Origin of the sequence: Mucilaginibacter lacusdianchii (assembly GCF_009770985.1) — a bacterium.
Taxonomy (GTDB): Bacteria; Bacteroidota; Bacteroidia; order Sphingobacteriales; family Sphingobacteriaceae; genus Mucilaginibacter; species Mucilaginibacter lacusdianchii.
Genome location: NZ_WSRW01000002.1, coordinates 14,411 through 36,879, shown reverse-complemented (window position 1 = coordinate 36,879; position 22,469 = coordinate 14,411). Strand labels below are relative to the sequence as shown.

At 40.6% G+C, this 22,469-nt stretch carries 17 protein-coding genes and 1 tRNA gene; 8 read left to right on the top strand and 10 right to left on the bottom strand.

Going from position 1 to position 22,469, the window contains the following annotated elements; genetic code table 11:
* Positions 1-5 precede the first annotated feature (5 nt).
* The 5 genes from GPM24_RS07185 to lpdA all read right to left on the bottom strand — a co-directional run bounded on the left by GPM24_RS07185 (position 6) and on the right by lpdA (position 5,181).
* The gene (locus GPM24_RS07185; protein WP_158826095.1) at positions 6-947 is read right to left on the bottom strand and encodes a pepsin/retropepsin-like aspartic protease family protein; all 942 of its coding nucleotides are present in this window, start codon (positions 945-947) and stop codon (positions 6-8) included.
* A gap of 87 nt (positions 948-1,034) precedes the next feature.
* Positions 1,035-1,736 (bottom strand): deoxyribonuclease V, encoded by a 702-nt coding sequence (gene nfi, locus GPM24_RS07180; RefSeq protein WP_158826094.1) that lies wholly within the window; start codon positions 1,734-1,736, stop codon positions 1,035-1,037.
* A 57-nt stretch (positions 1,737-1,793) separates the two neighbouring features.
* On the bottom strand, positions 1,794-2,654 hold the full coding sequence (locus GPM24_RS07175) for a sigma-70 family RNA polymerase sigma factor (protein WP_090466905.1): 861 nt from the start codon (positions 2,652-2,654) through the stop codon (positions 1,794-1,796).
* 173 nt (positions 2,655-2,827) lie between these two features.
* Complete coding sequence (locus tag GPM24_RS07170; RefSeq protein ID WP_158826093.1) at positions 2,828-3,670, bottom strand: MBL fold metallo-hydrolase; 843 nt, start codon at positions 3,668-3,670, stop codon at positions 2,828-2,830.
* Positions 3,671-3,789: 119 nt separating this feature from the next.
* The gene (gene lpdA / locus GPM24_RS07165; RefSeq protein ID WP_158826092.1) at positions 3,790-5,181 is read right to left on the bottom strand and encodes a dihydrolipoyl dehydrogenase; all 1,392 of its coding nucleotides are present in this window, start codon (positions 5,179-5,181) and stop codon (positions 3,790-3,792) included.
* 340 nt (positions 5,182-5,521) lie between these two features.
* Here lpdA and GPM24_RS07160 point away from each other — a divergent pair, with 340 nt between their 5' ends.
* Positions 5,522-8,716, top strand: a complete 3,195-nt coding sequence (locus tag GPM24_RS07160) for a TonB-dependent receptor (RefSeq protein ID WP_158826091.1) — start codon at positions 5,522-5,524, stop codon at positions 8,714-8,716.
* A gap of 148 nt (positions 8,717-8,864) precedes the next feature.
* Here the strand turns inward: GPM24_RS07160 and GPM24_RS07155 are convergent, their stop codons facing one another.
* The gene (locus GPM24_RS07155) at positions 8,865-10,046 is read right to left on the bottom strand and encodes an AIR synthase related protein (RefSeq protein WP_199269707.1); all 1,182 of its coding nucleotides are present in this window, start codon (positions 10,044-10,046) and stop codon (positions 8,865-8,867) included.
* 70 nt (positions 10,047-10,116) lie between these two features.
* Here GPM24_RS07155 and GPM24_RS07150 point away from each other — a divergent pair, with 70 nt between their 5' ends.
* Positions 10,117-11,895 (top strand): chloride channel protein, encoded by a 1,779-nt coding sequence (locus GPM24_RS07150; protein ID WP_158826090.1) that lies wholly within the window; start codon positions 10,117-10,119, stop codon positions 11,893-11,895.
* 47 nt (positions 11,896-11,942) lie between these two features.
* Here GPM24_RS07150 and GPM24_RS07145 read toward each other — a convergent pair whose 3' ends face one another.
* The gene (locus tag GPM24_RS07145; RefSeq protein WP_158826089.1) at positions 11,943-14,114 is read right to left on the bottom strand and encodes a glutamine synthetase III family protein; all 2,172 of its coding nucleotides are present in this window, start codon (positions 14,112-14,114) and stop codon (positions 11,943-11,945) included.
* 271 nt (positions 14,115-14,385) lie between these two features.
* Between GPM24_RS07145 and GPM24_RS07140 the strand changes: the two genes are divergently transcribed.
* On the top strand, positions 14,386-15,237 hold the full coding sequence (locus tag GPM24_RS07140) for an energy transducer TonB (RefSeq protein WP_158826088.1): 852 nt from the start codon (positions 14,386-14,388) through the stop codon (positions 15,235-15,237).
* A 97-nt stretch (positions 15,238-15,334) separates the two neighbouring features.
* Here GPM24_RS07140 and GPM24_RS07135 read toward each other — a convergent pair whose 3' ends face one another.
* Positions 15,335-15,736: a GNAT family N-acetyltransferase gene (locus GPM24_RS07135; RefSeq protein ID WP_158826087.1), complete on the bottom strand. Its 402-nt coding sequence runs from the start codon at positions 15,734-15,736 to the stop codon at positions 15,335-15,337.
* Positions 15,737-15,891: 155 nt separating this feature from the next.
* Here GPM24_RS07135 and purL point away from each other — a divergent pair, with 155 nt between their 5' ends.
* The 4 genes from purL to GPM24_RS07115 are packed head-to-tail and all read left to right on the top strand — an operon-like array spanning position 15,892 to position 19,759.
* Positions 15,892-18,117, top strand: a complete 2,226-nt coding sequence (purL, locus tag GPM24_RS07130; protein ID WP_158826086.1) for a phosphoribosylformylglycinamidine synthase subunit PurL — start codon at positions 15,892-15,894, stop codon at positions 18,115-18,117.
* Positions 18,118-18,507: an SMU1112c/YaeR family gloxylase I-like metalloprotein gene (gene gloA2, locus GPM24_RS07125; protein ID WP_158826085.1), complete on the top strand. Its 390-nt coding sequence runs from the start codon at positions 18,118-18,120 to the stop codon at positions 18,505-18,507.
* Between the two features lie 2 nt (positions 18,508-18,509).
* On the top strand, positions 18,510-19,223 hold the full coding sequence (locus tag GPM24_RS07120) for a tRNA1(Val) (adenine(37)-N6)-methyltransferase (protein ID WP_158826084.1): 714 nt from the start codon (positions 18,510-18,512) through the stop codon (positions 19,221-19,223).
* Between the two features lie 47 nt (positions 19,224-19,270).
* The gene (locus GPM24_RS07115; protein ID WP_158826083.1) at positions 19,271-19,759 is read left to right on the top strand and encodes a metallophosphoesterase family protein; all 489 of its coding nucleotides are present in this window, start codon (positions 19,271-19,273) and stop codon (positions 19,757-19,759) included.
* A gap of 260 nt (positions 19,760-20,019) precedes the next feature.
* Here the strand turns inward: GPM24_RS07115 and rnhA are convergent, their stop codons facing one another.
* Positions 20,020-20,478, bottom strand: coding sequence for a ribonuclease HI (gene rnhA, locus GPM24_RS07110; protein ID WP_158826082.1), 459 nt, complete (start codon positions 20,476-20,478; stop codon positions 20,020-20,022).
* 112 nt (positions 20,479-20,590) lie between these two features.
* Here rnhA and GPM24_RS07105 point away from each other — a divergent pair.
* Positions 20,591-20,667 (top strand) — tRNA-His (locus GPM24_RS07105).
* Between the two features lie 669 nt (positions 20,668-21,336).
* Here GPM24_RS07105 and GPM24_RS07100 read toward each other — a convergent pair.
* Entirely contained in the window at positions 21,337-22,140 is an 804-nt protein-coding gene (locus tag GPM24_RS07100) for an alpha/beta fold hydrolase (protein WP_158826081.1), read from the bottom strand.
* Positions 22,141-22,469 lie beyond the last annotated feature (329 nt).

Genomic DNA, 22,469 nt, shown 5'->3' with positions numbered 1-22,469 from the left:
ATTTGTCAGTGGTTGTAAATGTACATTTCAAATTCTTTTTTTACGAAGTTTATCGTGAAAACGCCTCGTCCAAAAAAGTCGTAACCCAATATAGCGTCCATACTGTAACCATACGCGCGACTTAAGTGGGTTAAATTAGTAAGTAAAATCCGGTTGTTGGTGAACTGGTAATTGCCGATAATCAGCTTGTCAAAATTTGCATATGCGGTTTCATTCCCTGGCCCGCCAACGCCAACAATTGTAGATCGATTGATGGTGTGCATAGTTTTCAAAACGGCTTTAGGTACGTCATTCGCCAACAGGTTACTTTCGGCACCTGTGTCAAACACAAACCATAGGGGTTTTTCGGCTATCATACCTTTCATAAAAATCACATCATTAATGTATTTAAATGAGGTGCGCATATCTGGGTTCCGAAAAGTACGTTGCGCTTCCGGAATTTCACCTTTGCTATCCAGCTTGTGCAAATAAATTACACTATGAAACAGGTCGATGGTAATAGCCATTTTTCGGAATAGCTGCGTTCCCATTATTCCAAGCACCTTTAATTTTTTGCTATTTTCTATGGAAGAGAGGTCGCAAACGTCGGCCTTTATCCGTTTGTATTGTAAATCTAACCCCAAAAAGAAATCTTTTACTTCTGTACGAAACGTTCCATTTGAACTGCCATTCACACCATTGGCATCTATATCGCCAATTTTAGGCATATTTCTAAAGTATGTTGTATTAAGAACCAGGTAAGGTGCGCCGGTGTCTAATATAAAGTTGCCTGCAACAGAGTCTACCTGAGCTTCAACAACGATAAGGTTCCTTGCTCTTTTAATGGGGATTGTAACTGTCTTTAAATCACCAGGAAAGATGGGCTCAATAGCTAATAGGGGATTTTCAGCATGCCGGCTTATTTTTAATATGGGTTTTGCTGATGCAAAGTTTGCGAGCAACAGCATAACCAATATTATTAATAATTTCCGTTTGCACATGTAATTGTGATATGTGCATAAGACGACCCCGGTGTGAGAGATGTTACACTGTAATTAAAATATTGAAAGTTGCGAGGTATCATGTCCACCCATTTCCACCCGTAATTTATTTACTAATATATGCGCTTGCCTGGTAGGCTCAGGTATACGGTATCCCTTTAAGCAATTTTTAATAACATCTACACTTTGCTCAAGTGTGATGCGATGACCGGGGGATATAAAAATAGGATTGCAATTCTTTTTGCTTTTTAAAGCTACGCCGATTGTTTCCTCCTTATCTGTCATGGGGCTTTGAGCCATGGGTACATTAATTGGTTCATCATAACGGCCAAACAACCGGCTCTTGGCGCTTCCTATAGTCGGTGTGTTTGTTATCACGCCAAAATGAGAAGCAATGCCCATGCGTCGGCGGTGCGCAATGCCTTGCCCGTCTAATACTAGTATATCTGGTTTGGTTTCCAGTTTGTTCCATGCTTCTAATAAAGCGGGCACTTCTCGAAATGCCAGTAGCCCGGATATATAAGGAAATGTTGTACGACTAACAGCACTGGCATGCCCGATGATTTCCATTTCTGGATATTTAAGCAATACTATACCTGCATACACTACTTCCGAGTATTTGTTGAATGATATATCTGACCCACCAATAATTTGGATCGGCTTATCAAATGGTTCTAACTTTATTTGACTGCGCAGCTGCTGTTGATAGTTGATAGCTTGCTCAGCTGTTAAGTTTTCATAATCGGCAGGTTCCATACCAATATAAAACAAAAAAGCCCCCGGTTGTTTACCGGGGGCTTTGTATAAAATAGGTTATCCTAAATATGATTTTAATATTTTGCTGCGTGATGTATGACGCAAACGTTGCAAGGCCTTATCTTTAATCTGACGCACACGCTCGCGGGTTAGATTAAATTTTTCGCCAATTTCCTCTAATGATAGGGGATGATTGGTACCTAAACCGAAGAATAATACAATAATCTCGCGTTCGCGCTCAGTTAAGGTTGATAGCGAACGTTTAATTTCTTCTGACAAAGACTCGTTAATTAAAATAGAGTCAGTATTTGGCTCTTGGTTTTCGAGTACGTCTAACAAAGTATTTTCTTCGCCCTGAACAAACGGTGCATCCATAGACACATGGCGGCCTGAGTTGCTCAGTGTATCAGAAATCTTGTCAACGGTAGTTTCCAAAATATCAGCCAGCTCTTCTGGTGATGGCTCACGCTCATATTCTTGCTCTAATTTAGAGAAAGCTTTGCTGATTTTACTCAATGAACCTACCTGGTTTAATGGCAAACGCACAATACGGGATTGCTCGGCAATAGCCTGCAATATAGATTGGCGAATCCACCAAACGGCGTAAGATATGAATTTGAAACCTTTAGTTTCATCAAAACGCTTAGCTGCTTTGATCAAACCTAAGTTTCCTTCGTTTATTAAGTCGCCCAATGTAAGGCCTTGATTTTGATATTGTTTGGCTACCGACACAACGAAACGTAAGTTGGTTTTAGTTAAACGTTCCAAAGCGGCCTGATCGCCCTCGCGAATTTTTTGCGCTAAAATTACTTCTTCCTCGGCAGTGATTAGGTCAACCTTACCAATTTCATGCAAGTATTTATCAAGTGATTGTGACTCACGATTGGTAATGGATTGTGTTATTTTGAGTTGTCTCATCTACTTTATTACCTCGATTCTTGTTTTAGAATTCAACGCGCAAAGGTACAAATTGTTACGGAATTATACTATTTAAAAGTGATAATTACAAAACAATAATGTAAATTACTTTACAACCTGTGTGCGTTTGTTTTATATGTAACATCAATCATACCAATGGTTTGATTTTAAATTTAAATGTCTGTCAATTTAAACACATTTTTCGCTCTTATGCCCTTTTCTGTGTCTTGTAAAGTACAACATTCATTTATGACATCGTGTTCAAAGTACAATATGTAGTTATTTTCAAGTGCTTCCCGCAAAAAAGCCTTTTTTTCTTGCATGGCTTTCAGCGGAAATACGTCATAAGCAGCTACATATGCGATGGGTAAATGACCAACAGTAGGTATCAAGTCGGCTACATAAAAGACTTTTTTGCCATTGTACTGCAATAATGGCAGCATCATTGATTCCGTATGTCCTGAAACGAAACGCACTCGCATATTCGTTGAAAAGTGTCCGCCATCTGGCAAATCAACAAACTTCAATTGCCCGCTTTCTTGCAACGGCATCAAATTTTCTTTTAAGAACGATGCTTTTTCGCGTTCGTTTGGGGCAACGGTTGCCCATTCCCAATGTTTTTGGTTGGTCCAGTAGGTGGCATTTTTATAGGCTGGTGCTAACTGGTCGCCATTTTTAGTCACAGCGCCGCCAACATGATCCAAGTGCAAGTGAGTTAAAAAAACATCGGTAATATCATCCGAACTAAACCCATGCTTGGCAAGCGATTTGTTTAAGCTATCATCACCTTGCAAATGCATAAGCGCAGAAAGCTTGTCGCCTAACTTGTTGCCAATACCAGTATCAATTAATATTAGCCTGTTATCATCTTCAACCAGCAAACAGCGCATGGCTAGTGTGCATAAATTGTGTTCGTCGGCCGGGTTTGTTTTGTTCCAGATAGCTTTGGGTACTACGCCAAACATGGCGCCGCCATCTAATTTGAATAAGCCAGTATCAATGGTATAAAGGTTCAAATCTACAGTTGTTTATGTTTAGGCCAATTGACAAAAGGATATTTAAAACAAAAGTCCATAATTATAAGCAACTTTTGCATTACTTACAACTATGGACTTGGTGTATATATAGTAATATATTATAAGTGAATCACTTCGCCATACGCATCAGCAGCGGCTTCCATAATCGCTTCGCTCATGGTTGGGTGAGGGTGTACGGTTTTAATAATGTCATGACCGGTAGTTTCCAGCTTACGCGCAGCAACCACTTCTGCAATCATTTCCGTAACGTTGTAACCTAACATGTGGGCACCTAAAAACTCGCCGTATTTGGCATCGAATATAACTTTTACAAAGCCATCTTTGGCACCGGCCGCACTAGCTTTACCTGATGCCGAGAATGGGAACTTGCCTACTTTAATTTCATAACCGGCTTCACGTGCTGCTTTTTCGGTATAACCTACAGAGGCAATTTCAGGAGAGCAGTAAGTACATCCAGGAATGTTGCCATAGTTTAAAGGCTCAACATGCAGGCCCTTAATTTTCTCAACGCAAATAATACCTTCGGCTGAAGCTACGTGCGCTAACGCTTGTCCTTTTACGATATCGCCAATGGCATATACGCCCTCAACGTTTGTGCGGTAGTAATCATCTACCAATACTTTTCCTTTGTCAAACTTAACACCGGTTTCTTCCAAACCAATACCTTCCAGGTTGGTAGCAATACCTACGGCAGATAGTACGATTTCAGCTTCCAGTACTTCAGTGCCTTTTTCAGTTTTAACGGTTGCTTTACATAATTCGCCGCTGGTATCAACCGATTCGACGGTCGACTTGGTCATGATGTTGATACCTTGTTTTTTAAGTGTACGGGCCAGAGCTTTTGAAATTTCTTCGTCCTCGACCGGAACAATGTTATCCATAAACTCAACAACCGTAACCTTGGTGCCAATAGCATTATAAAAGTAAGCGAACTCGATACCAATAGCGCCAGATCCAACTACTATTATAGATTTAGGTTGCTGAGGCAGTACCATGGCCTGGCGGTAGCCAATTACCTTTTTGCCATCTTGTGGTAAGTTTGGTAATTCGCGTGAGCGGCCACCTGTAGCTAATATAATGTGTTTAGCAGTGTGTTCCGTTACGGCACCATCAGCGCTTTTAACCTCAACTTTACCTTTACCTTTTAGTTTACCAAAACCAATAATTACATCAATTTTGTTTTTCTTCATCAAAAACTGAACGCCTTTGCTCATGCCATCGGCCACACCGCGGCTTCTTTTAATAACGGCGTCAAAGTCTACTTCGCCCTGACCATCTATTTTAATACCATAATCAGTAGCGTGATTTATATATTCAAATACCTGCGCGCTTTTCAATAAAGCTTTGGTTGGGATACAACCCCAGTTGAGGCAGATACCGCCTAACGATTCTTTTTCGACTATGGCTGTTTTGAAACCCAGCTGTGAGGCACGGATAGCGGCTACATAACCACCGGGACCAGAGCCAATAACAATTACATCGTAGTTCATTATATTTTACTTTAACAGTTTGCCGCCAAAACTAAATAAAAAGGCTGAAACTATAAAGCTTATCATGGAACGGAAAATCAGACCATTGCAATGTTTCAAGTTAGGTGCAAATAATAACAAAAAACGTAAAAGATGAGGCGGGAGCGGGGCGCAAATTGCACAAAAGGTAACAAATACTTAATTATGGGATGCAGATGCTCAAAATAGTGGCGTGTTAATTGAAAAATGTTCAAAATTTCTAAAAATTATTAACACTAACTTAACATTGGAAGCTAAGCTATTAGCTATATTTGCGGTGATTTTAAAAACTATTTAAACGTTCATTAAACAAAAAACAAGCATGAGAAAAATTTTACTTCTCGCGATTCTTTTCTTGTTTACTGTCACGGCAACCTTTGCACAGGTTACCACAGGTAGTATTACAGGAACAGTAAAAGATTCGAAAGGTGAACCGCTGCCCGGTTCAACTGTTGTAGCTACGCACGTGCCTACTGGTACCAACTACAGCACAGTAGCCCGCAGCAACGGACAGTACACCATTCCTAACGTAAGAGCTGGTGGCCCTTACACTATCAAAATTTCATTTGTGGGTTTCACCACCCGCACTTTTGCTGATTTAACCGCCAGCTTAGGTACTCCGTTGAAAGTAGATGCTGTTCTGGTTGAAGAAGGCAGAACTTTAAGTGAAGTAAATGTTAAAGGTGCTAGAAGAGGTAGCGTTATTAGCCGTGAAAGAACCGGTGCATCTACCAACGTGTCATTACAACAATTACAAACACTTCCTACTATCACTCGTAACATTCAGGATTTTGCCCGTTTGACGCCACAAGCATTATCTTACAATAACAATAGTGATGGTAGCCCTGCAGGTATCAGCTTTGCTGGTCAAAGCAACAAGTATAACCAGTTTACTATTGACGGTGCCGTATCAACCGATGTGTTTGGTTTGGCAGCTACTGGTACTAACGGTGGTCAGGCTAGTGCTAACCCTATTCCTTTAGAGTCTATTCAAGAGCTGCAAATCGTGCTTTCTCCGTACGATGTAACTCAAGGTGGCTTTACTGGTGGTGGTATGAATGCTGTGACCAAAAGTGGTACTAACCAGTTTCATGGTTCTGTTTACGGTATTCTGCAAAATCAAGACCTGATTGGTAAAAGCGTTTTAAATAATACCAAATATCAAGAGTTTAAAAATCAAACTGCAGGTATCAGCTTAGGCGGTCCTATCATTAAAAACAAATTGTTCTTTTATGGTAACTACGAGCGCGTAAGAAACTCGACTCCACTACCGTACGATCCAACTGTAGCCGGATCTGGCTCTCAATTTGACCCTAACGCGCTTAAGGATTTGCATGATTATGTTTTAGGCAAATACGGTTATGATGTTGGTGGCTGGGGAGAGATCAACAAGAAAACTGAAACTGATTATATCTTTGGTCGTTTAGACTGGAATATCAACAGCAAAAACCGTTTAACATTACGTCATAACTATAACAAAGGTTTTAGTGACAACATCAGCCGTCAGGATAAAACCATGACTTTTGCCAATAGCGGTTATACTTTTAACACCAAGAACAATTCAACGGTGTTAGAGTTAAACAGTACTTTTTCTAACAACGCGTCTAACGTTTTGCGTTTAACTTATACTGCAACTCGCGACTTCCGTTCAACCGGTGCTTTCCCAGCTGTATTTATTCAGCAAAATGGTTTGAACTACAATTTGGGTTCTGAGGCTTCTTCAGCCAGAAACCGTTTAAGCCAGGATGATTTCACTTTTACTGATAACTTTACCATCTACAAAAACAAGCATACCATAACTTTTGGTACAGATAACTACTTCTACAAGTCGAACAACATATTTGTACAAAATTACTATGGTTACTACAACCGTTATAATACTATCCAGGCGTTTAAAGACAACACAACTGCCCCAACTGGTTACTCGGCTTATTACTCGGTAGATCCATCTAACCCAGATGCTCCGTCAATCTTAAAATCTGCCCAACTGAGCTTATATGGTCAGGACGTTTGGACTATGTCTGATCGTTTTAAACTGACTTACGGTTTACGTGTTGATGCGCCACTTTTCTTCAATGATCCAGCTGAGAATGCTAACTTTAATGCAACAGCAATAGCTCAACAGTATGATTTAAAAACCAACCGTCCGCCAAGCACTTCATTGTTGTTTGCACCACGTGTAGGTTTTAACTGGGACGTTCATGGTGATGCTTCAACCCAAGTACGTGGTGGTGTTGGTTTATTTACCGGCCGCGTTCCTTACGTTTGGATCTCTAACCAATACGGTGCAACTGGTGCTACTATCGTAAGATACTCAGCTACAGGTTCGGCTTTAACTCCAATCCGCTTTAACTACAATCCTAACGATCTGCACTTAGGTGCTACAACCGGTAGCTCAACTGCTCCAACCGAAATCGACTTAACTGACAAAGACTTCAAGTTTACACAAACATTGCGTGGTAACTTAGCAGTTGATCAAAAATTGCCGGTTTGGGGATTAGTAGGTACCTTAGAAGGTATCTTTACTAAAAAGGTTAACGATATTTTATATCAAAACTTAAATACACCTGCACAAGTTGGTAGAGTTACCACTGGCGGTGTTACCCGTCCGTACTACGGTGGTACACGTGTAAACAGCAGCTATACAGATATTCTTTATTTATCTAACACTAGCAAGGGTTACGCTGTTAACTTAACTGCTCAAATCCAGAAGCCAATGCAAAACGGCTGGACTGGTAGCATTGCGTATACCTACGGCTCTTCTCGTTCATTAAACGATGGTACAAGTTCTACAGCAATTTCTAACTGGCGTTTTGCTTATAGCGTAAACGGTCAAAACAGTTTAGAGCTGGCTCGTTCTAATTATGATCCGGGATCACGCGTGATTGGTTACATTTCTAAAACTTTCCGTTATGCACACAACCACTTGGCTACTTCATTTGGTTTAGTGTACACCGGTCAGTCTGGCCAGCCTTTCACTTGGTTGTATAACGCCGATATCCACGGTGATGATGCAACTAACAGAACAACAGGTATTGCAGATATCGCCTTTGTTCCAGCAACTTTGGCTCAAGCGCAATTTGGTACAACATCTACATTCGCTACCACTCCAGCTCAACAATGGGCCGATTTCCAAGCCTTTGTATCAGGTAATAAATACCTAAGAGAGCACCAAGGTTCATTAGCTACCCGTAACGGTGATCGCTTACCATGGGAGAATCATTTCGACTTGAAAATCAATCAAGATTTCATTGTATTCAAAGATCACAAATTATCAGTAACTGCTGACGTATTGAACGTAGGTAACTTGCTGAACAAATCATGGGGCAGAGCTTATAACTTAGGTAACCAAAGTGCATCTTTATTTTACGTAGCTAGTTCTGGATTTACACCTAATCCATTATTCTACTTTGACAAAAGCAGGTTTAACTTAATTGATGGTAAATTACAGCCATATGCAGTTAGTGATTACTTGTCTCGTTGGAGAGCACAATTGAGTGTACGTTACAGCTTCTAAGCTTTAACATAAATCATTAATAAAAAAGCCGGTTCGATTATATCGAACCGGCTTTTTTATGGTCACTACTATGTATTTATTCTCTTTAATACAAAAGGGCTTGCTGATAATACCAGCAAGCCCTTCTATATTGATATTAATTAAAGTCTTAATTATACACAAACTCGCCAAACTCCGATTGAACAGTTACCTGCTTCTTATCAGCATTTTCTACCCGTCCAATAATTTGTGCATCTATACCGAAGCTTTTAGATATTTGTATTAAATCAGTTGCGATGGCTTCTGAAACATAAAGTTCCATACGGTGGCCCATGTTAAACACTTTATACATTTCTTGCCAATTTGTACCCGATTCTTCCTGAATCAATTTAAATAACGGAGGCACAGGGAACAGATTGTTTTTGATGATATGTAAGTTATCTACAAAATGCAGCACCTTGGTTTGTGCACCACCGCTGCAATGTACCATGCCATGTATCTGGTTACGGTATTGGTCTAATATAGCTTTAATTACTGGTGCATAGGTACGGGTAGGCGATAAAACCAGCTTTCCAGCGGTGATGGTTTGGCCATTGCTAATGTCAATCAGATCAGTCAGGCTTTTACTGCCCGAAAACACCAAATCGTTAGGTACAGCCGGGTCAAAGCTTTCAGGAAATGACTGTGCCACCAGTTTATTAAATACGTCATGACGAGCCGAGGTAAGACCATTCGAGCCCATGCCGCCGTTGTATTCTTTTTCGTAAGTAGCTTGCCCGAACGATGCTAAACCTACAATTACGTCACCAGCCTGTATGGTATGGTTGGAGATTACCTCGTCACGGCGCATTCGGCAGGTAACTGTTGAGTCAACAATAACAGTACGCACCAAGTCGCCCACATCAGCCGTTTCGCCACCGGTAGAGTAGATGCCAATTCCATAGCTTCGCAGCTCTTCCAAAATTTCTTCCGTGCCGTTAATAATGGCTGCAATTACTTCACCTGGTATCAGATTTTTGTTACGGCCAATGGTTGAGGAAAGCAATATCTTATCTGTTGCGCCTACGCATAGTAGGTCGTCCAAGTTCATTATAATGGCATCTTGTGCAATACCGCGCCACACAGATAGGTCGCCGGTTTGTTTCCAATATACATAAGCCAGCGACGATTTTGTACCTGCACCATCGGCGTGCATAATATTGCAATAGTCCTCATCGTTGGTTAATATATCAGGAATGATTTTACAAAAGGCTTTCGGATATAAGCCTTTGTCAATGTTTTGGATAGCGTTGTGCACGTCGTCTTTTGAAGCTGATACACCGCGCTGATCATATCTTTGCTGAGAAATCATGGTCAAATATAAAGTTTACCGTTAGCTTTAAGTAGTAAAATCGTTACTTTGCCACACATCGAGTTCTCTTATGCTTAAAACGTTATTAGTTCATATTAATCAGTGGCGCCTTCGGCAAACCACACAGCGTAACTTCTTAATATTATGTAGTGTTATTGTAGGGTTAATAGGCGGATTGGCTGCGGTAATGTTAAAATACCTGGTACATATAATGGAAGAGGTAAGCCGCAACATAGCCTTACATTTACCTTTTCATATCATCTATGTGTTTTTACCAGCTTTAGGTATACTGTTAACAGTGGCTTACGAGCATATTATTAACCGTGATCATATTCAAAAAGGAATAGGAAATATTCTGGTTAATATAAAGAAACACAAATCAGCAATTGGCTTAAATAATACCTATTCTCACCTCATCAGTAGTTCACTCACTGTTGGGTTTGGCGGCTCATCGGGCTTAGAAGCACCTATTGTTTGTACAGGTGCAGCCATCGGTTCAAACGTGGGGAGGTTGTTTAATTTAAGTGCATATGATAAAACTATACTACTGGCGGCTGGTTCTGCGGCTGGTATTGCAGCGGTGTTTAACAGTCCGATAGCCGGTGTGCTGTTTGCGCTCGAAATATTGATCGGCGAAATCACCATTCCTACTTTTATACCCTTACTCATAGCTTCGGCTACAGGAGTAGTTGTTGGAAAGGTACTTCAATCAAGGCAACTATTTCACTTAGTTACCGAAGGTTGGCTGATTAGTGCGTTGCCGTTTTACGTAATACTAGGCGTGCTAAGTGGTTTTGTAGCCGTATATATTACTAAAGTGGCTGATACTTTAGAAAAAGGAATTTTAAAAAAATACAACCGGTACATCAGGGCGTTGGCTGGTGGTTTGTTGTTAGGTATCCTTATATTGATTTTCCCGCCGTTACTTGGCGAAGGTTACCATTATTTGCAAGAGGCGCTTAATGGTAATATGGAGGCCTTGAAGGAAGAATCATTGTATGGAGAATGGTTGTCGCAGCCTCTTATCATGCTGTTGTTCATTGCAGCTTTAGTGCTTGCAAAAATTGTTGCAGCAGGTATCACTTTAGGCTCTGGGGGTAACGGTGGTACTTTCGCACCGAGTATGTTTACCGGCGCGTTTTTGGGATTGCTGGTGGCGTATGGTGTGAATCAAACCGGGTTAATTCATTTAAGTACCAGCAATTTTATAGCAGTAGGTATGGCCGGTGCACTAAGTGGGGTGTTACATGCACCTTTAACAGCCATATTTTTGATTGCTGAAATCACCGGAGGTTATGTGTTATTTATTCCGCTGATGATTGTTTCTGCTATATCATACATCATCTCTCGGTTGTATAACCCACATAACATGTACTGGCAGCATCTTATTCATGAAAAAAAGATATACCCGGATCAAGACTATAGCATGCTTAATTCAATAAGGTTGGATACTATTGTAAACCGCGATTATACGGCTTTAAGTAAAACCACACCTATGTCCGATTTCTTCAAAGAAATATCATCTACCAATGCCAATATTTTTGCGGTGGTGGATAATTCGGGGAAATTAGAAGGCGTAATATGGATGGATGAAATACGTAAACGTTTGTTTGATAATCAAACGGCTTCGGCAACTGTGGGTGATTTTATGGTAATACCTCCGGCGGTTGTTGAGCACAATCAAGCAGTAAGCAATGTAATGCAATTTTTCGATCAGTTGGACGTATGGCAGTTACCGGTTGTTAAGAACGGAACGTTTATTGGCTTTATATCTAAGTCGGCCTTACTTACCCAATATCGAAAGGCGTTTATAGAGCAGCACCGCAATGCCGATTTATTTGCCAGATAATAAAAATGCCACCGCAAAAGCGGTGGCATTTTTGTTATAGGTTGTTTTTATTTAAAAAATAATAACTCTCTGAACTTAGGCAATGGCCATAGTTCATCATCAATCAATTGTTCCAATTTGTCTACGTGGTAACGGATTGGCTCAAAGAAGCTTTTCACCGTCTCGTCATAAGCAATGGCACGTTCGCGTACATCTTCAATAACATTCGCTTTTTTACGAGCCTCTACCATTTGATCGGTATTGTTTTTAATGAAGTTTATGTGTTCAGAAAGTTTGGTGATAATGCCCAATTGTGTTTCATAAGTGTTTTCGGGTAAGCCAATTTCTTTAAGACCTTTCACATTTTCAACTAGTTTGCTTTGATAGGCAATGGCCGTTGGGATGATTACACTATTCACTAATTCGCCAATAACACGAGCCTCAATCTGAAGTTTTTTATAAAATTCTTCCAGCAATATCTCATGGCGTGCATGGGCTTCGCGGCGGGTGAATACACCAGTCGATTCAAATAGCGATTCGGTTTTTTCGGTTATCAATACATCAAGTGCTTTGGGTGTAGTTTTAATGTTGGATAAGCCTCTGGTCTCGGCCTCTTTCTGCCATTCGTCGCCGTAGCCATTACCTTCAAAACGGATGGCTTTTGATTCTTTAATGTAGCGTTTAATAACGGTCAACAAGGCCACATCTTTCTTTTCGCCTTTTTTCAGCAGCTTGTCTACATCTATCTTAAATTTACGCAATTGATCGGCCACAATCATGTTCAAGATAGTCATGGGGTTAGCCGAATTGGCTGAAGAACCAACAGCACGCAATTCAAACTTGTTGCCGGTAAAAGCAAAAGGAGAGGTGCGGTTGCGGTCGGTATTATCTTTTAATATTTGCGGAATTTTTGGGATGCCCTGCCACAGCAAAGCTTCTTCTTTAGCCTTACGGTTTATGCGCGAAGTTTCGATTTCATCTAATACTTCGCTTAACTGGCTGCCTAAAAAGATTGAAATGATAGCCGGAGGCGCTTCATTAGCCCCAAGTCGGTGATCGTTGTTTACGGATGCAATAGATGCACGCAATAAATCTGCATGCTCATGGACGGCTTTAATCGTATTTACAAAAAACGTTAGGAACATTAAGTTGTTCTTTGGCGTTTTGCCCGGCGATAATAGGTTTTTGCCGGTATTGGTTATCATCGACCAGTTATTATGTTTACCCGATCCGTTTACGCCTGCATAGGGCTTTTCATGTAACAGTACTTTAAAATTATGACGTTTTGCAACCCGGTCCATAATGTCCATCAGCAGCTGGTTGTGGTCAATCGCCAAATTAATTTCTTCGTAGATAGGAGCACACTCAAATTGCGATGGAGCAACCTCGTTATGGCGGGTTTTAAGCGGTATGCCTAATAATAGAGCTTCGGTTTCAAAATCCTGCATAAATGCATATACGCGGCTTGGAATTGAACCGAAATAGTGGTCTTCCAGTTGTTGGTTTTTGGCAGACATGTGCCCGAATAAGGTACGACCAGTCAGGTATAAATCGGGTCGGGCATTAAATAACGCTAAGTCTACCAAAAAGTACTCTTGTTCAATACCTAATGATGCATTTACTCTCTCAATACTTTTATCAAAATACTGGCAAACGTCAACAGCGGCTTTGTCTAAAGCGTTAAGCGCTTTTAATAATGGCACTTTATAATCTAACGCCTCGCCTGTGTAAGAAACAAACACGGTTGGAATACATAATGTACGCCCCATGATGAACGCCGGTGACGATGGATCCCAAGCGGTATAGCCTCGTGCCTCAAAGGTATTGCGGATCCCGCCGTTCGGAAAGCTGGATGCATCTGGTTCTTGCTGAGCTAGCGCATTTCCGCTGAATTTTTCTATAGAGCCGTCAACAGTGGGCTCAAAAAAAGCGTCATGCTTTTCGGCAGTGGTGCCGGTAAGCGGTTGAAACCAGTGTGTATAATGTGTAGCACCCTTGCTGATAGACCATGCTTTCATGGCTGATGCAATTTGTTCTGCCGTGTCGCGGCCAATTGGTTGGCCATACTCAATAGAATTTACAATGCTGTCGTAAGCTTCTTTAGATATATACTCACGCATTTTCTTTTTATCGAAAACATTTGCACCATAATAGTCCGAAATTTTGTTAGAAGGAAAATTTACCTCTTGTATAGTACGGGTCGAAACCGTTTGCAGGGCCTGAAATCGGATGTTTGCCATGTTTTTTATGTGGTTTAGTTAAAAAAACGTTGCAAAAATATAAATAAGTTAAGATTTATACTGCCATTTAACCTTAATATAACACTTAAACTATTTATGTATTGTAGTGTGATTAAAATCACAAGTAAAAACGCTTATTGTTAAAGAGATATAAATATTTTATATCTAAAAATATTAAAAGCGCAATAATAATATTTTTAATCATTATTGTTTAAACCAAGCAATAAAGTTTAGTCTAAGCTATTAAATGACAAACTAAATTTTAACCATTATGCTTATCTCCAAATTTGATTTGTACAAGCGCGAGTGGCTCGACCTTGTATTTGCTGATCGTAACAAAAGTTATGGTGCTTATGAATTACGAAGCCATTCCGGTGATTATATGATGAGGGCGCTGGCCATCACCGTATTAGGTTTTACAACTGCGTTTATTACAATAACATTAGCGACAAAGCATGATGTTGTGCCGAATGATCCGATTGTGCAAATTATTCCAGATATTCCAATTCCAAAAATTTTACCAATAAAAGAAAAGCCTATTGAAGCTAAACTTAAACCACTTCCACAAACTCACACTAAACCTGTTGCGTCAACACCACCAGCAATGAAAGTGCCTATGACTAAATGGATTCCGCCAGTTGTCACTAATGGACCTGAAGCAGTAGATCCACCTAAAATGAGTGAACTGGAAAGAACAGCAATTGGCCCTCAAACGGTTAAAGGAGAAGGAACAGCTCCGCAAAACGTTACACAAACAGGGCCGGGTGTTGATGGTGGTAAAGAGGGTATAGATGCTGGTACTGGTACTGCGCCTGTTGAAGTAGGGCTTTTGGATGCTTTGCCAGAACCAATTGGCGGCACAGCAGCCTGGAGTAAATTTTTACAAAGAACATTACGCTATCCATCAACCGAAGCTCAAGGCCGTGTAATTATAAGTTTTGTAGTTGAAAAGGATGGTTCGCTTACAGATATAACCGTATTAAAAGGAGTGTCGCCCGAACTGGATAATGAAGCTTTGCGTGTGCTTAAAAAGGCACCGGCTTGGAAACCAGGTATACAAAACGGCCGTCCTGTACGGGTTAAGTTTACAGTACCTATTGTATTTCAGTTAACTGAACAATAAAATATCAAAATTAAATTACAAATAAGAAAAGCGCTATTTAAAGCGCTTTTCTTATTTATATATCGAAGTGAATACTATTGGCTAGATGTTGTATCTGTTAATACCCACTGGTAACGGCACTTTCGCCTCTTTTGTACATATCTGAGTCAACAGGCAAGTCTACAATTTCGATAAATGTTGCGCCTATTTTCTCACATACTCGCCTTGAGCCTATATTTTCAGGATTATAGGTTATCCATAAACAGGAAAATCCATTTTGAATAGCACTGGGTTTAAGCAATATACAGGCTTTCGTGGCATAACCCATGTTCCAAAATGCTTGATCAATTCTGTACCCAACCTGACCACCGTACATCTTTAAAAAATCAGTATCTCCTGACCGCAGATTGATTTCTTCAATGATGGAAGTGTCGTTTAGAATTATATCGTAGGTTAATGATGGTACCCAATTTTTCAATGAATTAGCTGGTGTGTAAACTGGCAAACTAAGGGTAATCATACGGCACTGCAATATATAATAAATGTAATGAGTTAAACTCAGTATGCACTACTTGCTATGCTGCAAAGCCCTTTCATAGTTAAATATCAATATTTATCCCTCTGTTTTAAGGCATTTTTCTAATTTTGGGCATTCATCCATAAAAAAGCAAAACATTGGAGCAACAAGAATTAACCACCGTTGAAACTGCCAAAGATTTAGGCCTGCTTCCCGAAGAATTTGAACGTATTATAGAGATACTAGGGCGTACGCCTAATTTTACCGAACTTTCAATATTCTCGGTAATGTGGAGCGAACACTGCTCTTACAAAAACTCCATCAAATGGCTTAAAACTTTACCTCGTGATGGTTCTCGTATGCTGGCTAAAGCCGGTGAGGAAAATGCTGGCGTAGTAGATTTAGGCGATGGCATTGGTTGTGCTTTCAAAATAGAATCACATAACCACCCTTCAGCGCTGGAGCCTTATCAGGGTGCAGCAACAGGTGTAGGCGGTATCAACCGTGATATTTTCACGATGGGTGCACGCCCTATAGCACAGTTAAACTCTTTACGGTTTGGCGATTTAAGTTTGGACCGTACCAAATGGTTAATTAAAGGTGTTGTAAAAGGTATAGGCGATTATGGTAATGCTTTTGGTATACCAACCGTAGGCGGCGAATTATTCTTTGATGAATGCTATAATGTAAACCCGTTGGTGAATGCTATGTCGGCCGGTATATTAAAGGAGGGTGATATGGTTTCGGCCACCTCTTACGGCGTGGGCAACCCGGTTTATATTGTGGGTTCGTCTACTGGTAAAGATGGTATACACGGAGCAGCGTTTGCATCTAAAGATATCACAGAAGATTCCGTTAATGATTTACCGGCCGTTCAGGTTGGTGATCCGTTCCAGGAAAAACTGCTGCTGGAAGCCACACTTGAAGTTATTCAAACTGGTGCTGTTGTAGGTATGCAGGATATGGGTGCAGCCGGCATTATTTGCTCTAACTCCGAAATGTCGGCCAAAGGCGAGCATGGTATGCGCATTGATCTGGACAAAGTGCCAACCCGTCAAGCCAATATGAAACCTTTTGAAATATTGCTTTCCGAGTCACAGGAGCGTATGCTGATTGTGGTACACAAAGGCCGTGAAGCTGATGTAGAGGCAGTATTTGACAAATGGGATTTGAACTGCGTGCAAATAGGAGAGGTTACAGATACCAAGCGCTTAGAATACTATATGCACGGTGAGCTGGTAGCCGATGTACCTGCCGACGATTTAGTGTTAGGTGGCGGCGCGCCGGTTTATGAGCGCGAATACCGCGAGCCGGCTTACTACCAAGAGTATCAAAAATTCGACATCAACAGCGTACCTGTTCCGGAGGATTTAAAAGATGTTGCCGAGCACTTAATTTCGCATCCTAACATAGCGTCAAAACGTTGGGTAACCAACCAGTATGATTCTATGGTGGGTACGGCAAATATGACTACCAACCGTCCATGTGACGCTGCGGTTGTGGCTGTAAAAGGTACCGATAAAGCTATTGCTTTAACAGTAGATTGTAACTCACGCTACGTAAATGCCGATCCGCAAAAAGGTTGTGCTATTGCAGTAGCCGAGGCAGCACGTAATATTACCTGTGCAGGTGGCGAACCGGTGGCTATTACCAACTGCTTAAACTTTGGTAACCCTTACATACCCGAAGTTTTCTGGCAGTTTGTGGGCGCTATTAAAGGTATGGGCGAAGCTTGCCGTAAGTTTGAAACCCCTGTTACCGGTGGTAACGTAAGTTTCTACAACCAGTCGTCAGACGAAGGTCCGGTATTCCCAACGCCAACTATCGGTATGCTGGGTGTGCTGGATAATATTGATAACATGATGACCGCGGACTTTAAACAACCAGGCGATTTTATTTACCTGATTGGCGAGTCGCAAAATGATATAGCTTCTTCACAGTACTTAGCATCATACCATAAAATACAAGCGTCTCCGGCACCATACTTCGACTTGGAGAAAGAGTATAATATGCAGCAAGTTGTTAAAGAACTGATTAAGCACAAAGCTATTCAATCTGCTCATGATGTGGCTGATGGTGGTTTATACATTGCTTTGCTCGAGGCTGCTATGCCATTAGGCTTAGGGTTCGATATTGCCACTGACAGCGACATTCGTAAAGATGCATTCTTGTTCGGCGAAGCGCAGGGAAGGGTAGTGGTAAGTGTTGCGCCCGAAGATCAGGACCGTTTTGTAGAAATGATGGCTACCAGCGGCGATGTAGATTATACCTTACTAGGTACCGTTACCAATGGCTTCTTGAATGTTGATGAAGCGCTGTTTGGTCATATCACCGATATTAAATTAGTTTATGATAACGTGTTGCACGTTACTTTGGGCGAATAAATGTTAAAGCTTAACCGGGTACACCACATTGCCATCATTTGCTCCGACTATCAAAAGTCAAAGCACTTTTACACCGAAATATTAGGTTTAAAAGTAGTGCAGGAAGTGTACCGGGCCGAGCGTAATTCATACAAGCTTGATCTGGGGGTTGCTGGGCAATACCAGATCGAGCTTTTCTCTTTTCCCAATCCTCCTGTTCGACCATCACGACCAGAGGCTGCTGGCTTACGCCATTTAGCTTTTGAGGTGGACGATGTTGTTGAAGCAGTTGAGTATTTGCAACAGTGCGGCGTACAACCCGAACCAGTAAGGGTTGACGAACATACCGGCAAACAATTTACTTTTTTTGCCGATCCAGACGGGCTCCCGTTGGAATTCTACCAAAGCTAGCTATGTCCGGCGTATTTCGCTTTAAGCAGTTTAACGTAAACCAACAGGGCTGCGCCATGAAAATTAATACGGATGGCGTGTTGCTTGGAGCATTGGCACAAGCAAAAGCTTCATCTTGTATACTCGATATCGGTACCGGTACGGGCGTTATCGCATTAATGCTGGCTCAGCGCTTTGCTGATGCTAAAATTGACGCTGTTGAGTTGGACGCATCTGCGGCTGTTACAGCAACTGGAAACTTTGAGCAGTCGCCGTATACCGAAAGGCTTACGCTATTTTCCGATAGCTTTCAAGATTACTTTGATTGTTATCCCGACAGAAAATATGACCTGATTGTTTCTAACCCGCCGTTTTACATCCATTCACTTCAATCTCCCGGGGCTGGAAAAGCACTGGCAAAACATGCAGATGTTGATTTTTTTGAAGAGCTGATTAGCCAATCCGCCAAGCACCTGCATGTTGACGGCAGATTGTGGATGATATTACCTATAAATACAGCAGCGGCAGTCAGGCTTATTGCCAGTCAATATAATTTAAGTGTACAGCAGATCATCAACATCCATTCTTATCCACATGATGAAGCGCATCGTCAGATACTGGTCTTTGGGACTCATCAAACAGAACCCGTCATTCAACGTTTTGTAATTTACGATGCACCTAAACAATATAGTGAAGACTATCAGCAATTGCTGAAAGAGTATTTTACAATATTTTAGTGTAAGCTGTCATTAATATATATATTCACCCTATATCTATTACTTATATGACCCGTATTGGCCTCATTTCCGATACTCATGGCTATTTAGACGATGCTGTTTTTGAATACTTTGACAGCTGTGATGAGATATGGCATGCCGGTGATTTCGGAACGGTTGAACTGGCCGACAGATTAGCAGCCTTTAAACCGTTAAAAGGTGTTTACGGAAATATTGATGGTAAGGAACTACGACAAATCTATCCCGAAAACTTGCGGTTTACCTGTGAAGGCTTAGATGTTTGGATGACGCATATTGGCGGTTATCCAGATAAATATAGTCCGGCGGTGAAACGTACTATCTACATTAACCCTCCTGGTTTATTTATCAGCGGTCACTCTCATATTTTGAAAGTGATTTTCGATAAAAAGATCAATTGCTTGCATCTAAACCCCGGAGCTGCTGGAAAACAAGGTTGGCATAAAGTTAAAACACTAATGAGGTTTAGTATTTCCGAGGGTAAAATACATGATTTGGAAGTGATAGAATTAAAATGATTGTGTTTTGTGTGAATTACACCAATGCAGGGAGTAAAGACATTAGGGCAGTTTAAAATTAAATAGTAAGCGGACTTTTATATACCAAAGGTGAGTTCTAGGTTTTTTTGCAGCACTGGCAAACGGCGATAGTCACTGCTTAGAGCAATTGGGAAAAAAGCCGAAGAGATGTTAGCCTGCTTTTCGCCAGAAATCATTAACCGTACTTTAAAAAATAAAGTCACTATTCAATAGCAAGTTTAGCAATATCACAGTAAATTCTATTTTTGATTCTCAACCTCAAAAACAGAATCTATCAGCAATTCTCGTTGTTGAGAGGCCGCTACGGCCAGGCGGTCGCAACGTTCGTTTTCAGGATGACCGGCGTGGCCTTTAACCCATACAAAACGGATGTTATGCAGTTTGCTTATCTGAAGATAGCGTAACCAAAGATCTTTATTCTTTTTCCCGGCAAATCCTTTTTGTAGCCAGCCATGTACCCAACGCTTCTCAATGGCATCAACCACATATTTTGAATCGGAATAGATAGTGACTTGTTGATTAGGAGTTTTCAAAGCTTCTAAGCCTTTAATAACAGCCAGTAGTTCCATGCGGTTATTGGTGGTTTTGCGAAAACCTTCAGATAACTCTTTATAATGCTTTCCCGATCGTAATACTACGCCATATCCACCCGGACCAGGGTTGCCGCTTGAAGCGCCGTCTGTAAAAATCTCAATCATAAATCAGGCAGCAATATTATGCAATTAGAGGCAACCCAAAAGAATTTTAATTTTTTTTAAAAAGGATTTGCAAGAAGTGAAGATATTTCTACCTTTGCAGTCTCCAAACACGGTAGGTATAGCTCAGTTGGTTAGAGCATCAGATTGTGGTTCTGAGGGTCGTCGGTTCGAGCCCGATTACTTACCCCAATAAACTTAGGTTATCGGTTAATTCTGATAACCTTTTTTTATACCTATTGCTTATTAAAACAGCCTTTTTCAGAGTATTTAGTACTGAGTGTGTGCTGTGAAGGTGTATAAATTAATTTTAAGAACAGAACCAATGCTGGCGTTATTGATCGCATTCTAATTTTCAACTCATGCTTTCGTGTTTCATTAAATAGTTGCTGGGAAGCCTCCAGCTTTGACAATTTTGATGCAATGAACCTAATGTCTGTTTAGTGTTTGCCAGTAAGATCCAGGTACAGTTTGCTTTATCTTGACGCTACGTGCTACAACACCAAATTGATTTTTTACTGCCAATCCAGAAGCCATCGTTTCACCGATCGCTCAGATACGCCAGTGATCAAAGTATATTCCATTTATAGTAATTATTTATTAACTAAAATTCAGGAAGTACCGTCTGGTATTTGTGTGCTATAGGCGGTAAGTTGTGTTTGAATACCGGTTACCATTTTATAGGTAATTCATATTCTGAAAATATTGACGAATGGCGCTCTTAAAACTGCATTGTATTTTAGAGGACGAGACAGGCGTTTGTTAAAACGCCATATATTTAGTTTTTACAGACTGGTTAGCTTATAACGAGTACTAGTAACAACGACAAGAATAAAACTTACCTTATATTCAGTGCTATGTTTAGCTGATGAATTCCTGAATCACTTTAGCTATCTCTAAAGGTGCGCTCATATGTGGGAAGTGGCCTTCGGCATTGACCGTTACCAGTGAGCTGTTTTTAATTTGCTCATTAAGATAAATAGATACAGACTCTGGTACTACGATGTCCGTCTCCGATCGAACCAGCAGTACCTCGTGATTAATTTGGGGTAAAATATCGCGGAAGTCAGATTCAAAAATAGATTTAGCAACCTGCAATGCAATATCTGGTCTTAAAGCGCTTAAGCTTTTCGAAAAGCTGGATGCAAGATCGGGATTATCGTCATTAGCCATGGTAATTTTGGAGAACCCGCTTGCCCATTGGAGATAGCCGTTAGTCATTTGCATATAAAGTGAGTTCAAAGCTTTTTGGCTAAAACCACCAAAGTAACCGTCATCGTTTAGGTACCTGGGTGACGCACCAATTAAAACAAGTTTTGAGAACAGGTTAGGTGCATGGAGTGAGGCTAAAAGACCAACCATTGCGCTAACAGAATGGCCTACAAAAATAATATCCTTTAAATCGAGGGTTTCAGCAATCTTCAGAAAGTCTAATACATACCCTTCTAGTGACTGATATTTAACAAAAAAGTGTGCCATCTGGTGTGCTTTGCCGGCACCGGCATTGTCAAATAAAACTAGCTTGTAGTTGTTAGTAAATAAGGATTTCACCCCATCCCAAGCGGTTTGATCACAGCCAAATCCATGTGCAAAAACCATCGTGTAAGGGCTGTTATTGTTCCCTTCTATATGCACATTATTCCGCTTTAATATTCCATTTTTCATCCGAAGTAAACACTCTCAGTAATATAATCAATAATGGTTTAGTACGACAAGCATTTTCATTCACATCCTGATTATAATCAATTAATAGAGTTTTGATCTTCTTTACAGACTTTAAAACCAATTAATTCAAAAATTTAAAAAAATGTTACTGAGTTCAATCCTTGTCAGGTACTGCATCTGTAATCGTATGTTTTTTCGCTTGCAGAGTAATTTTTACGATGATAAGCTGCTTTAAGTTTTACAATATTATAGTAAGAATGAAATGAATTTGCTTCTTATTTGTTCTGCATGTAACTCTGCTTGTTTCTCGGCAACGCTCTTGGGCAGGT

Coding starts and splice junctions, on each gene's coding strand:
- GPM24_RS07185 (WP_158826095.1), bottom strand. CDS start 947: ATGCTGTTGCTCGCAAACTTTGCATCAGCAAAACCCATATTAAAAATA.
- nfi (WP_158826094.1), bottom strand. CDS start 1,736: ATGGAACCTGCCGATTATGAAAACTTAACAGCTGAGCAAGCTATCAAC.
- GPM24_RS07175 (WP_090466905.1), bottom strand. CDS start 2,654: ATGAGACAACTCAAAATAACACAATCCATTACCAATCGTGAGTCACAA.
- lpdA (WP_158826092.1), bottom strand. CDS start 5,181: ATGAACTACGATGTAATTGTTATTGGCTCTGGTCCCGGTGGTTATGTA.
- GPM24_RS07160 (WP_158826091.1), top strand. CDS start 5,522: ATGAGAAAAATTTTACTTCTCGCGATTCTTTTCTTGTTTACTGTCACG.
- GPM24_RS07155 (WP_199269707.1), bottom strand. CDS start 10,046: ATGATTTCTCAGCAAAGATATGATCAGCGCGGTGTATCAGCTTCAAAA.
- GPM24_RS07150 (WP_158826090.1), top strand. CDS start 10,117: ATGCTTAAAACGTTATTAGTTCATATTAATCAGTGGCGCCTTCGGCAA.
- GPM24_RS07145 (WP_158826089.1), bottom strand. CDS start 14,114: ATGGCAAACATCCGATTTCAGGCCCTGCAAACGGTTTCGACCCGTACT.
- GPM24_RS07140 (WP_158826088.1), top strand. CDS start 14,386: ATGCTTATCTCCAAATTTGATTTGTACAAGCGCGAGTGGCTCGACCTT.
- GPM24_RS07135 (WP_158826087.1), bottom strand. CDS start 15,736: ATGATTACCCTTAGTTTGCCAGTTTACACACCAGCTAATTCATTGAAA.
- gloA2 (WP_158826085.1), top strand. CDS start 18,118: ATGTTAAAGCTTAACCGGGTACACCACATTGCCATCATTTGCTCCGAC.
- GPM24_RS07120 (WP_158826084.1), top strand. CDS start 18,510: ATGTCCGGCGTATTTCGCTTTAAGCAGTTTAACGTAAACCAACAGGGC.
- GPM24_RS07115 (WP_158826083.1), top strand. CDS start 19,271: ATGACCCGTATTGGCCTCATTTCCGATACTCATGGCTATTTAGACGAT.
- rnhA (WP_158826082.1), bottom strand. CDS start 20,478: ATGATTGAGATTTTTACAGACGGCGCTTCAAGCGGCAACCCTGGTCCG.
- GPM24_RS07100 (WP_158826081.1), bottom strand. CDS start 22,140: ATGAAAAATGGAATATTAAAGCGGAATAATGTGCATATAGAAGGGAAC.